Origin of the sequence: Serratia sp. 14-2641 (assembly GCF_001692375.1) — a bacterium.
Lineage (GTDB): Bacteria > Pseudomonadota > Gammaproteobacteria > Enterobacterales > Enterobacteriaceae > Chania > Chania fonticola_C.
The window spans coordinates 93,095-105,330 of sequence record NZ_LXKR01000095.1; the positions used below are offsets into that span (position 1 = coordinate 93,095).

The window sequence follows — 12,236 nt, forward strand, 5'->3', positions numbered from 1 at the left end:
TGTTTAATAGCGTTCCTGATATCCCGCCTCACGTTCTTCTGCACGCAACGTCAGGATCTCCACGCCGTCAGCGGTAACCGCTACGGTGTGCTCCCATTGGGCGGAAAGCTTTTTATCGCGGGTGACCACGGTCCAGCCATCTTTCTTCTGCTTGATGCGGTGGTCGCCCTGGTTAATCATCGGTTCGATGGTAAACACCATCCCTTCCTGCAACACCGTGCCGGTGCCGGGCAGGCCGAAGTGTAGCACCGCTGGGCCTTCGTGCATCTCACGGCCAATGCCATGCCCACAATATTCCCGTACTACGCTGTAACCTGCCTGTTCTGCATGTTGCTGTATGGCGTGGCCGATGTCACCCAGCGTAGCACCGGGTTTCACTGCCCGGATGCCTTGCCACATTGACTCGTAGACATTGTTGACCAGGCGCTTGGCGAGCGGGGTGGTTTGACCGATACAGTACATTTTGCTGGAGTCGGCAATAAAACCATTATTTTCCAAGGTGATATCGACATTGACGATCATCCCGGAACGCAGAATTTTGCTAGCCGACGGGATGCCGTGGCAGATCACTTCGTCGATCGAGGTATTGAGCACGTAGGGGAAATCATACTGGCCCTTGCTGGCAGGGCGTGATTTCAGCTCATTGACGATAAAGGCTTCGGTACGGTCATTGATCTCCATGGTGGTGATGCCTTCGCGGATCACCTCATCGAGCATGGCAAACACCTTGGCCAGCAGCGCGCCGGAGTGGCGCATGATGGCAACTTCCTGCTGCGTTTTAATCACAATATCTTTCACCCAACAATCTCCTTCAGCGTCAGCGCGTTATCTTTCATCATCTTCTTTACCAGTTGCGGATAGGTCAGCTCCGGGTTCAGCTCTGCCAGCATGCCGATCCTGATCCAGTGTTCCGCCTGTGCGTTGATAGAACGCGACATGGTCAGGCTGGCGAGCCTGAGATCGTCATGTAGCGTCTCCGAGATTTTTACAATCCCCATAGCCGACTCCGTCAGTGAACAATATACGGAGTGTATACGTTTTGGATGCTATGGGTTAGGCATTCTGTGGCGCAGGCATTTTAGGCTCAATGGTCATTGCCGGGGTCGCACAATGCGTTTATTGTGATCGTCGGCTTTGTTGCCATGACATTTTAAAGAAGGATTTAGGGCGTGACTAAACTACGTGTTGGGGTGATCTTTGGGGGCAAATCAGCGGAGCATGAGGTTTCGCTGCAGTCGGCAAAAAATATTCTGGATGCCATCGACAAAGAGAAGTTTGACGTCACGCTGCTGGGCATTGATAAGCAGGGGCAATGGCACCTTAACGATGCCTCCAACTTCCTGCTGAATGCGGAAAACCCGGCGTTGATCGCGCTGAACCACTCGAATAAAAACGTGGCGCTGGTCCCTGGGTATGAGAAACAGCAACTGATTGAAGCCGATGGTGCTGGTGCGTTGGGGCAGCTTGATGTGGTATTCCCCATTGTCCACGGCACCTTGGGGGAGGATGGTTCGCTGCAAGGGCTGCTGCGCATGGCGAATATGCCGTTCGTGGGGGCGGGCGTGTTGGGTTCGGCGGTTAGCATGGACAAAGACGTTACCAAACGTCTGCTGCGAGATGCCGGGCTATCAGTAGCTCCGTTCGTCACGCTGACGCGTTCCAACCGCAACAACTACAGCTTTGCTCAATTAAGTGAAAGCCTGGGGCTACCGCTGTTTGTTAAACCGGCGAATCAGGGTTCCTCTGTTGGTGTCAGCAAGGTGCATGACCAGGCTGAGTTCGAACAGGCTATCGCCCTGGCATTCAGTTTCGACCATAAAGTGCTGGTGGAATCGGCTATCGTTGGCCGTGAGATCGAATGCGCGGTATTGGGCAATGATCATCCGCAGGCCAGCGTCTGTGGTGAAATTGTCCTGACCGATGAGTTCTACTCTTACGACACCAAATACATTAATGAGCAAGGCGCGCAGGTGGTGGTACCGGCGGCGATCAATCAGGATGTCAGCGATAAAATCCGCGAGGTGGCATTGCAAGCCTTCAAGGCGCTGGATTGCTTGGGTATGGCACGTGTCGACGTGTTCCTGACGCCGGACAATAACGTGATTATCAACGAAATTAATACGTTGCCTGGTTTCACTAATATCAGCATGTATCCAAAACTGTGGGGAGCCAGCGGGGTGAGCTATAGTCAACTGATCACCATTTTGATTGAGCTGGCGCTGGAGCGGCATCAGCAGGATCGCGGGCTGAACAGTTCGGTGTTTGATCGGGATTAAGCGGGTGGGCAACAACGTAACCGGCGCTGTTGCCCTTATTGATTGGCCGCTGTGGTTATCTAATGACTCGTTGCTGTTCCTTTTTTGAGCATACAAAAACGGGTATGAAGGCCGTAGAGACTAAAATATCGTCATCCAACAGTTGCTCTACTCTTAGCGTCTGCTTTTTGCCAAAGGTAATCGCATCGTCCGCTGCGTTATCGGTACCACTTCTTATAACCACAGGATCGGTCAATAACAGGAATTTACCTTCGTGCTCATAATGGTAATCCAAGCTACGTGAGACTACCGAAGATTTCGCACCGTCATGTATCTCTCCATACATTGAAAAAGTGACTTTATTGCTATCTTTAAAGTAGATAGAAACATCCAATATGGACTCAATCTGAGCTTTATTCCTGGTTTCATGTGTATTGAGTTTTGTTGTACAATATAAGCCTTGGTAGGTATTATTGGGTGTTAGCCAAAAAATGGTTAATGCAATCAGCAAGGAAATAGAAAAGAAAATCAATAACATCCATGGCTTAAATATCATTTGAGTTATAAATGTAAGTGGTTTCGCATTGTTCATTTTTATTATTTCCACACAAAGAAAAAATAAAGTTACTGTGTTCGGATTTATTGGTCAATCTTTTGTTTAAATAGATGTATGTGATTGGGGTTTTATATTTACTGTTTGCTATCTTTTTTGTTATGGCGTTGTCTTCCTGAGACCCCGGCACTAAGTCCATTAATGAGCCTTGTAAAAAATAAACATCACTATTGTCGATCTTTTTGTAGAAGGTTAGGCCGTTTTTGGGTAACCCTCCAACGTTATTGATATGGAAATAGATCGAATAACCCACCGCGGCCAGCGAAATTGTGCACAGTAGAAGGGCGAACGCCGCTTTATAAATAAGAAAACGTGAGAATAAGAGATTGGTTTTAGATGGTTCCCCCTCCTTAGGTAAATGTTCATCATCGTTATTTAACAAATCTGCGGATAAAGGGATTATCTTATCAACATTGTCGATAGCCTCCACAGTATCAACTTTTAAACAAAAACCGGATTTGGGTATGGTGATGATGATATCAGGTAACCCGAGCAATGCCAGTTTACGCCGTACCATAGACATATAGTTGTTAAGGTTATTTAACGATGGCGTCAAGTCATGCTGTTCCCAAACGTCGATTAATAGGGTTTCCCGTGAAAGCACCAGGTTCGGATTGTCGACAAAAAGACGTATCAGACGGATCTCGGTGAGAGAGAGTGCTTTTGTCTCGCCAGGCTGACTGACATTCGCCAGCGTTCCCTGTTCCGCATCAAATAAAATGGTTTTGTTGATAACAAACTTCATCTTGTTCCCCCAATAAAGATAACAAACAGTGACTACTGCCGCTATTTCAATGCGTCACTCAAGTCTGTGACAGCGTATTTAAGCTTATAAATAAGTTAAGTATAGCCCATCTGTCGTGACCAAATGGCCCAGCTACCAGTATGTAAATATGATTAACCCTAAGTGCGTGGTGTTTTATGCTATATGAATGCATTTATTGATATAAAATACTTTCAATGAGAAATTTCCTATACCATGATTTGCATCAGGGAAGTCCTGGTGTCAGTCAGCGTCCAAGGCGTCAGTACTGACTCTTCATGGGAGTTAACATGGTTTCTGCAGGTAGACTGCGGAAACAACGGCTAGAGTAAGGTGATTTTGAGGCGAAGTACGCGATGCTATAACGGTAAAGAGCATCCAGGGATGGTTTTTATTAAGCTGGGATAATTCTAATTAAATGAATGTTCATGTATAATTAGAACTCGTGGTTTATCGTTTGAAATTCCGCGCAAAAATACTTCACTGCACTCATTAAATTATCAAATGGTTAATGTGTTAGCTATGCCATCATTTAATTATTTGTAATTGTTTTGGAGAAGTAACCGTGTTTAAGTGCCTAATTGTAACGCCAGATCTGTTTTTAAAACAAGGAGTGTCAACTTTGATCAGGGAATCGTTAATCGATTTTAATTTCAAAGGTGAGCCCGAGTTTAATCACAGTGTGTCAGCCTATGCCGATGCTATTTTCATTGATACCGATGCCGTACATTTCTATCAGAGTTTGGAAGAAGTAGTAAGATTTAATCGCGCGGTAGAAATATTTGTCATCTGTCATGAGAAAGAAAATCGCCTGATGCTTAGTTCTATCAGGAAAGATATTTCTAACATTATCTATCGAGAAGAGGGAGTCGAGTCGATCAAGCAGAAAATCGCCAGTGTGTTACAGCGGGGATTCCATCTGGACTCTCCACTGTCTCTAAGACGAAACGAAAAAATATCAAGTTACACTAGCAGTCATTATAACGAAACTCTGACAACCAACGAACATGAGGTGATGAAGCTTTTTGTGCGTGGCTTTTCAGGAAAAAGTATCGCCCAGATTTTACGTAAGAGTGAAAAGACTGTCAGCACGCAAAAGCGTTCGGTGATGAATAAATTGGGGGTCAAAAGTAATCAAGAGTTATTACGTAAAATGACATCAATTTAATCGACTAACAATAGACTTAAAAATAGAACCTACTAACACTTCTTTATGGATTATCCATAAAGACACCCTTCCTGCAATCAAAAAAACGTAATGCCATTGAGGGTAAAAGCAATGGCATTTTTTATGTCTATAATAGCGTGATTTTTTACTTAATGAAGAGGGGCAGCGAGCAATGTTGGTAATTAAACGGAGGCGTGGGGGAATAGTATTGGCAAGCAAAAAATGACGGCGCGGTGCGTTTTATTCGATGCTGCCCCTCATCTTTGAAGAAAGGGGCAGGTTAAATAGCTGTGTTTAATACTGGGCCACGATTTAGAACACGTGACTTAAGGATAGGCGACGGTGAAAATGGCATCGGCTTTTACCGAGCCCGCCTCAATCTTTTCAGCGGTTCGCACATAAGCTGCATTCAACTTTATCGACATCGGCGTGTTGTCCGCCGGTGAGGTTCCCACCAAAAACTGGCCGACATTATTTGCACTGACCGACGTATTCTGTGCTCCCAGTTGCAACGCACTGCCATCGCCTTTGGTCAACCTGATGCCTACCCCTTTGGCCGTGCTGCTCGGCGCCAGCGTCAGATCGCTGGTGCGGTTACCGAGATTGGCACTGTCCGTCAGCGTAATGTAAGGTTTGGCATTCTTACCGCAGGTACCTAACGGGATAGTAAATCCGGTGGTGGTCGCTGTCTTACCTGTGGCCGCCAGCTGTGAGGCGTCTACCGGATCTAATGGAACCAAAATCTCCCTGGCACCCAGGGTGCAGGTCGGTAGCGTTGGCTGTGGTATTACTGGCGGAGTGACTCCGCCTATTGTTACGGCGTCCCCAGATTGAAATATCATTGGAACTACGCAGCGTGTACCAGCCTGAGTCATATTCTTCTGAGTCCAGGTATCAACGTTACCAATGACAAAAGTGACTAAATTAGATCCCGCTAGTCTTGCAGGATCCTGTCCCCCGCTATAAAGGCTAATGTCAGTCACCACAAATTCAATTTTAAAAGATTCGAGTGTGGTAAAGGTCCCTGCCTGATTCACCGATCTGGTTCCCAGGAGATTGAAAGGGGTACTGGTGGCGTAGGCCCCTGTTGGCACATAGGAAATCCGGAACCCCAGCCCTGGAATAACTTGACCAGACGATGATAGCAATGCGACTGATGACTGTGGCAGATCTTGACGGGAGTTGATGTACCAGACTCCGATATTCAGCACCTCGGCGTTGGTGCCTGTTTTTCGGTAAGTAACGTCCATTGACACAGTCTGACTGGCCAGCACAAAACCGCTATACAGCGTTGCTGGCCAAGGGTTGGTGGTGTAACCCGTTGCTATTAAATTGCCAGAAGAACTACAGGTCCCTCCCACGATCGTTGCCGCGCTCTGGCTGCTGTAGCCCAGCGCACCCAACAACAGCAGGATAGCCTGGTTTAACCGCTGCCAGCGTTTTGCAGTGCGAAGGGCATTTGTTATTCTTTCCATCAACATGAAAAATTTCTCCGCATTATACCGTTTTGGCAAATTGGCAGCGATCGCCACTGCAGCTAAAGGTCAGTTCCGGGCGGCCACCGTAATCATTGATAAAGGTCAGCACCGGTGCGGCGAACGAACCGGATTTCAGTTCTGCGCTGGATTTAGGCGCGACCATGACCGGATCAAACTCATTGGAAACTTTGTCACCTGCTTTTGCGGTGATGCCAATCACCGTTACATAGTAGGGCGTCGGATTTTCCACTCGGTAGCCCTGCGCAGTTTTATGCAGGACGATTTTTTCCTGCCACACTTCCCCCACCTTCGGGGCAATGGCCTGCGGGCGATAGAACAGTTTGACCTTGGTCTGCAAGGCTATCTGCATCACGTTGGGCTTTTCGCTACGCGGGGGGATTTCACGTAGGTTGAAATAGAACAGGCTTTCGCGATCCTGCGGCAATTTGGCTATCTCGGGCGCGGTGGCGATACGCACCATGCTTCTGGCACCAGGCTCTACGCGCTGTACCGGCGGTGTCACCACCAGCGGGCTGGTGATTTTCTGCTGCTGCGCATCTTCAATCCAGGCTTGGGCGAGATAAGGCAACTGCTTATTTTCATTGCTGATATTCAGACTGATCGACTTATTCTGACCGTCGTAAATAACGCGGGTGCGATCGAGCGTAATGGCGGCCTGCACCGCGTTAGTCGCCAGGGTAATAGCGCAAAACAGCGCGATTTTATTTAATAACGTCATCATGTTTCTCTCATCGTGTTAGAGCTGTCGGCAGGGCAGTAAGAGCTGCGATTGCACCGTCAACTTTTCAGGGATAACGACCTGGCACTGTTTTCTTCCGTCCCAGACCGCTTCCAAACGTTCACCGGGCTGTACCCCGGTCAAATAGGCAAAACCGGCATCGCTGACAATCGCCAGCTCCTTTCCTGCCTGGTTAACAATGCTGCTGCCAAACGGCGGATGACTGCCGTCGATCAGGCCGAGCGTGGCCATGATTTTTTCGCCTTTCAGCATGCCAAAGCGGCGATAGCCGATGGCACCTTCCGTCAGCGCCGACTCCACCACCGGTTGGGTGGCTTCGACATTGTCATCCAACTTGCTGATATCAATGCGGGTATCAATCCGGTAATAACTTTGCATATCGTTCAAAACCGCTATACCAAAGGCGTTGGAACGCACTCGGCCACTTTCGATCGGCACGCCAGCGATGCCGTCGGTATCTACCATTAACCGGGTGCCGCCGCTGGCACCGCGTGGGTGCAGTGCGGCCCCTTTACCGGTGACGGTAGCACCACCTTGAACAGACAGGCCCGCCGAGGTGAAGTTGTTTTGTACATAGCTGGCGTTAACGTTGATATCTGCCAACGGTGTAGTCCGGCTGTAAAAACCACTAAACTGGCTGCGTACCCCATTATCATTGCCGGTATTGATACCGGTAGAGAGTCGATAGGTGGTGTCCGGCTGGTTACTATTCAGGTAATTGACCGTCTGGCTGGTATTACCCTGAGCGCTGCGTTGCGCGTTATAGCTAAGCGTCTGTCTGTTGCCTAACGGCATGGACAGGCTCAGATACAGTGCATTGTCGTTTCTGCCGTTGTTCTGTGTACGGCTAGCCGACAGGTTGACCGATAAATCCTTCATCGAAAAAGCATCGAAATAGCGGCTGGCCGCGATGCTGTAATAGTCTGCCGTCTGCTGGTCCCAATAGGTCTGGTGGCTGTAGTTGAGGTACAGGCCCACTCTGGCATCCTGAAAGTTCTTGTTCGCCGTAACGGTGTACATCGCCTTATCGTTGGCGAGGGTGTTGCCGCGATAACGGGTATCGATGTATTGCGACATCGTCATATAGTTGCGCTCAGAAAAGCGATAGCCGGCAAAAGTGATCTCACTGTCGATCTTTTCGAAACGTTTGGCATAGCTGACGCGGTAGGATTTACCGCTGTAGCTGCCCTGGCTGGGTAAATCCGTTGCCAGTGACTGGGTGACGTCGGCAGAAACGGCGCCCATGGCGAATAAATCCCTGCCCAAACCCAGCGAAAGGGCGTTGTAACCATTACTCGCTATCGCGCCGCCATACAGTGACCAACTGTTGCTCACCCCCCAAGAGGCTTCACCGCTGGCAAACACCGGCCCTTCGGTACGGTGATCAAAATCGGACGGTTGGCCAACGGTGGTTTTATAGCGTACCGTGCCTGGTCGGGTCAGGTAGGGGATAGTCGCGGTATCAACCTGGAAGGTCTGTTCGGTACCGTCCTGTTCTTCTACCCTGACGTCCAATCTGCCACTGATGCTGCTGTTCAGATCCTGAATACGAAACGGGCCTGAGGCCACGGTGGTCTGATAAATAACCCGGCCTTGCTGGGATACCGTTACCTTGGCGTTGGTACGAGCTATCCCGGAGACTTCCGGCGCATAGCCACGCAGGTTGGGTGGCAGCATTCTTTCGTCGGTGGCCAGGCTGATCCCGGTATAACGGAAGCTGTCAAAAATATCTGAGGCAAAGAAGTTCTCCCCCAGGGTCAACGTCGAGGCCAGTCGTGGGATCGCGCGGTACATATATACCCGGCTCCAATCGAACTGATTGTTGTTCTCAGATGCACTGCTACGGGTATTGTTACCCTGAAAATCTGCGCGAGCTCGCCACGGCCCAAGGTTAAATCCGGTCGTGCCAGTCACGCTGGTATTTTGCGTGCTGCCACTATTATGCGGCTTACTGGTGAGCATATTGAGGTTGTAATCGAGCAAGATCCCCGGAATACCGTTATCCCAGCGTGATGGGGGCAACCAGTTGGCGTCGCTGTATTCCAGCCAGGCCTGCGGAACCGACAGATACAGGGTGCCGGTAGCCAAATCGGGCTTGGCGACCATTCCTTCGATACTGCTCAATTCAGCACATTGCCCATTTTGCCAATAACGTACTTTGCCCAGAGCTTCTGGTTTCAAACCGATCTGCCCTATCAGGGCAGGGGAGAGGCAAGCCTCACTGCTCTCTGGCCGGCCCTCGCGTGCGTAGAAATACAGCGGCTGTTCAGGGATCACATAATCATTAATGTTGATCGCCATCAGGTATTCGCCAGGCATTACGTAATTTGCCTGAGTAAAACGGCTTAAATCGATATTTTGTTTGTCTTCCGCATTCAGGACATCGGTATTAAACTCAATAGCATGAGCAAACCCGCTAAGGTTGATGAGTGATATTGCTATGGCCAGCTTGGTTTTGTTAATTCCTTTTATTTTTCTATGCACGGTGACATCCTGAAATTTAAATACTCAACCGAAGACCTTGTCCAAAATCCTGTTGGATAAAAAGGCTATTTATAGTCAATGATAAAGCTGAGCGTGGCGTTAACCTCTCCTGCTTTAAAATAAGCAGAGGTTTTCACTAACGACGCACTATAATGTAAGTAATCGTCATTACTTTTTAGCGAGTAACCAGAGCGTGAGACTCCTGGCTGAATAATACGGCCATCAAGATCCTTTATTTGCATTCCTATACCCGCATTGTCGCCTCGCAGGTTAAACCAGGGATTGCTGCCTTCATGTTGGCCCATAAAGGTGACAGCGAGCGTATTGTCAGTAGCGCTGTCTTCATTGGGAAGGCAGTCTACTAGTCTGATGGAAAAGGGATAGCTGGGTTCGGCCCCCTTCGCCATGCGGGTTTCATCCACCACGCCAAGCTCGATGCTTTGGTCTTGTGCTTGCGCCGCGATTGCACAGGCAGGGACTATTATTACGCCATTCAGGTTAACGCGGGTGGTCTCCTGCTGAAGAGTCGCCGCATTGGCAGACAGTATTCCGCCGAATAAAATTAATAATAATCTCTTCATTTTTGGTCGGTTACGTCATCAATAATGATTGGGGTAAAAAGCATACGGGCCAGCCCGTATGCTTTTAGAAACGATTACTGATAGGCCAGGGTAAAGTCAGCTACGCTGCTGAATGAACCTGGTACGACGCTACCGGCTGTTGCGCTGTTGCCCTGCAGGTAGGCGGAGTACAACAGAGTGTTGTTACCTTCACCCAGGCTGCGTGCGGTTGAGGATACGCCCAGTTTGATTGGTGAACCGCTACCGTCGGTGATGACGATACCAGCGCCTTTGGCCGTTCCGGTGATCCCCAGCAGGTCGCTGTTAATCGCATCTGGTGAACCGTTGAAAGTGATAGCGACTTTGCTCTTGTTAGTCAGGTCGCAGTTTTCCAGGTCGACGGTGAAGTTACGTGGGGTAGAAGTCCCCAGGTTTGCCAGCGAAGCCTGAGAGATTTCACCCAGCGCCACGGTCTGGTCAACGCTGTTCGGATTGATTGAGCAAGGTGCATCAATGATAGAACCGGTGAAAGTCACGGTACCTGAACCCTGATCTGCCGCATTTGCCGCGAAAGCAGAAGAAACCAAAGCCAGAACCAGCATATTTTTTTTCAAGATAGACATAAATAACTCTTCCATGTTTATATCGTTTAGAGAATATTGCGTTGCAATAACAGTTTTAATTCCCCTTTATTAAGAGGTTCTCTCGAAGTAGAACATTCAACTGCTTGGTGATAATGAAAGAGGGAGCTAGCCGCGTGAATATTCGCATCCTGAATGGATGAGGTATTCTCAATGGGTTTCTGCCGTTCTTTTATTATCGAAGTAGTTCGGTTAATGCCGTGCTACCCGTTAAGCTGTTCTGCGTTCCTCTCAAGAGGTGGGTGTATAATACACGATATCTTAGGTTGGTAAATGCCATAAAACTAGTTTAATGATCTAGGTATTAAACTTACAATAGTTTTTTGTGCTGTATTTTTTAATTAAAATGGAGTTAAAACTTAGGATGATAGAATAATCCTAATTTTAATAACCTGGCTCCCTATGATCCTGAGGTTGTAAATAATTTACAAAAAGTAGGCATAATCTTAGAAAATAATTTGTGAGGACGGTTTTTTTTGGGGGGCACGGTTTTTCTGGCTGTCTCATTGTGAACCGAAAATTCATCAACGGGTTGATTTATATTGGGAAATGACGTTGTCCAGCAGGTGGGCATCACCGATAGGGTTGAGTATTCTCTTGACGGGTTTTGTAAAGATTAAGGCCTGGTGGGGCTTGCAGGCGATCTAGGGGCATAGCATCCAGCTAAATGAGCGCTGAATGCGGTGCCCCTCTGAGCGAACAGCACGCTTTTATTTCACCGTCACATCGATATCGCCAAAGTACTTCTTGGACAGTTCGCCAATGGTGCCTTGCTGCTTCACCTTAGCAATGGCGTCGTTGAGCTTTTTCAGCGTCGCGGTGTCGTCTTTGCGCAGGCCGAAGGCGATGCCTTCGCCGAGGATCTTGTCGTCCTGTACCGCCTCGCCCACAAACGCAAAGCCTTTACCATCCGGATGCGCCAGGAAACCGCTCTGCCCGGCAGGAGCCATGATCAGTGTGGCATCCAGGCGGCCAGCGGTCAGATCCAGATAAACCTGGTTTTGATCCTGATAGGACACCACATCAACCCCTTCCGGTGCCCAGTGTGCCTTGGCATAGTTTTCCTGAATGGAACCCTGCAACACGCCGACGTGCTTACCCGCCAGCGATTTGGCATCGGGCTTCAGGCCGCTGTCGGCCTTGGCAATCAGGCGGTTTGGCACCTGGTAGATCGAATCGGTAAACGCAATCGCCTGTCTGCGCTGCTCGGTGACGTTCATCGCCGAGTTAATTACGTCAAATTTGCGGGCCTGTAGCGCCGGGATTAGACTGTCGAATGAGGTTTCTACCCAGCTGCATTTGACCTGTGCGGCGGCGCACACGGCGTTACCCAGATCGATATCAAACCCTTCCAACTGGCCGCTGGCGGATTTGGACTCGAAAGGCGGATACAGGGCTTCAAGCCCAAAACGCAGGCTATTCTCAGCCGCTAGTGTGGAACCGGCTGCCAGTAAACATCCCGCCGCGATCAGCGTTTTCAGTGTTTTTTTCATTGTGGTTGCTTCCCCATGGTA

General features: G+C 48.9%; 12 protein-coding genes. 2 read left to right on the forward strand and 10 right to left on the reverse strand.

What is annotated here, in order from left to right; genetic code table 11:
• Window positions 1-3 precede the first annotated feature (3 nt).
• Complete coding sequence (gene map, locus A6U95_RS27350) at window positions 4-798, reverse strand: type I methionyl aminopeptidase (protein ID WP_065686777.1); 795 nt, start codon at window positions 796-798, stop codon at window positions 4-6.
• Entirely contained in the window at window positions 795-998 is a 204-nt protein-coding gene (locus A6U95_RS27355) for a ParD-like family protein (protein WP_024527427.1), read from the reverse strand. Before A6U95_RS27355 ends, map begins: the two co-directional genes overlap by 4 nt.
• A 171-nt stretch (window positions 999-1,169) precedes the next feature.
• Here A6U95_RS27355 and ddlA point away from each other — a divergent pair, with 171 nt between their 5' ends.
• Window positions 1,170-2,276, forward strand: coding sequence for a D-alanine--D-alanine ligase (gene ddlA, locus A6U95_RS27360; protein ID WP_065686778.1), 1,107 nt, complete (start codon window positions 1,170-1,172; stop codon window positions 2,274-2,276).
• A 55-nt stretch (window positions 2,277-2,331) separates the two neighbouring features.
• Here the strand turns inward: ddlA and A6U95_RS27365 are convergent, their stop codons facing one another.
• Window positions 2,332-2,847, reverse strand: a complete 516-nt coding sequence (locus A6U95_RS27365) for a hypothetical protein (RefSeq protein ID WP_139102475.1) — start codon at window positions 2,845-2,847, stop codon at window positions 2,332-2,334.
• Window positions 2,801-3,613 (reverse strand): helix-turn-helix domain-containing protein, encoded by an 813-nt coding sequence (locus tag A6U95_RS27370; protein WP_065686780.1) that lies wholly within the window; start codon window positions 3,611-3,613, stop codon window positions 2,801-2,803. Before A6U95_RS27370 ends, A6U95_RS27365 begins: the two co-directional genes overlap by 47 nt.
• A gap of 583 nt (window positions 3,614-4,196) precedes the next feature.
• On the opposite strand from A6U95_RS27370, the gene A6U95_RS27375 reads away from it, so the two are divergent.
• Window positions 4,197-4,799, forward strand: a complete 603-nt coding sequence (locus A6U95_RS27375) for a LuxR C-terminal-related transcriptional regulator (protein ID WP_139102476.1) — start codon at window positions 4,197-4,199, stop codon at window positions 4,797-4,799.
• 326 nt (window positions 4,800-5,125) lie between these two features.
• Here A6U95_RS27375 and A6U95_RS27380 read toward each other — a convergent pair whose 3' ends face one another.
• From A6U95_RS27380 to A6U95_RS27405, 6 genes are all read right to left on the reverse strand, one after another.
• Window positions 5,126-6,274, reverse strand: coding sequence for a fimbrial protein (locus A6U95_RS27380; protein ID WP_065686925.1), 1,149 nt, complete (start codon window positions 6,272-6,274; stop codon window positions 5,126-5,128).
• Between the two features lie 22 nt (window positions 6,275-6,296).
• Window positions 6,297-7,016, reverse strand: a complete 720-nt coding sequence (locus tag A6U95_RS27385; protein WP_065686926.1) for a fimbria/pilus periplasmic chaperone — start codon at window positions 7,014-7,016, stop codon at window positions 6,297-6,299.
• An 18-nt stretch (window positions 7,017-7,034) separates the two neighbouring features.
• Entirely contained in the window at window positions 7,035-9,509 is a 2,475-nt protein-coding gene (locus A6U95_RS27390) for a fimbria/pilus outer membrane usher protein (protein ID WP_065686927.1), read from the reverse strand.
• Window positions 9,510-9,586: 77 nt separating this feature from the next.
• Window positions 9,587-10,102 (reverse strand): fimbrial protein, encoded by a 516-nt coding sequence (locus tag A6U95_RS27395; RefSeq protein WP_065686782.1) that lies wholly within the window; start codon window positions 10,100-10,102, stop codon window positions 9,587-9,589.
• A 74-nt stretch (window positions 10,103-10,176) separates the two neighbouring features.
• A complete protein-coding gene (locus tag A6U95_RS27400; RefSeq protein WP_065686783.1) occupies window positions 10,177-10,704 on the reverse strand; it encodes a fimbrial protein in 528 nt (175 codons plus the stop codon).
• A gap of 728 nt (window positions 10,705-11,432) precedes the next feature.
• Window positions 11,433-12,215, reverse strand: a complete 783-nt coding sequence (locus A6U95_RS27405) for an ABC transporter substrate-binding protein (protein ID WP_065686784.1) — start codon at window positions 12,213-12,215, stop codon at window positions 11,433-11,435.
• Between the last annotated feature and the right edge of the window lie 21 nt (window positions 12,216-12,236).

Bases quoted from the DNA above. Each gene is read 5' to 3' on its own strand.
- A6U95_RS27400 (WP_065686783.1), bottom strand. From the start codon at position 10,704: ATGTCTATCTTGAAAAAAAATATGCTGGTTCTGGCTTTGGTTTCTTCT.
- A6U95_RS27405 (WP_065686784.1), bottom strand. From the start codon at position 12,215: ATGAAAAAAACACTGAAAACGCTGATCGCGGCGGGATGTTTACTGGCA.
- A6U95_RS27355 (WP_024527427.1), bottom strand. From the start codon at position 998: ATGGGGATTGTAAAAATCTCGGAGACGCTACATGACGATCTCAGGCTC.
- A6U95_RS27365 (WP_139102475.1), bottom strand. From the start codon at position 2,847: ATGAACAATGCGAAACCACTTACATTTATAACTCAAATGATATTTAAG.
- A6U95_RS27395 (WP_065686782.1), bottom strand. From the start codon at position 10,102: ATGAAGAGATTATTATTAATTTTATTCGGCGGAATACTGTCTGCCAAT.
- A6U95_RS27370 (WP_065686780.1), bottom strand. From the start codon at position 3,613: ATGAAGTTTGTTATCAACAAAACCATTTTATTTGATGCGGAACAGGGA.
- A6U95_RS27385 (WP_065686926.1), bottom strand. From the start codon at position 7,016: ATGACGTTATTAAATAAAATCGCGCTGTTTTGCGCTATTACCCTGGCG.
- A6U95_RS27380 (WP_065686925.1), bottom strand. From the start codon at position 6,274: ATGGAAAGAATAACAAATGCCCTTCGCACTGCAAAACGCTGGCAGCGG.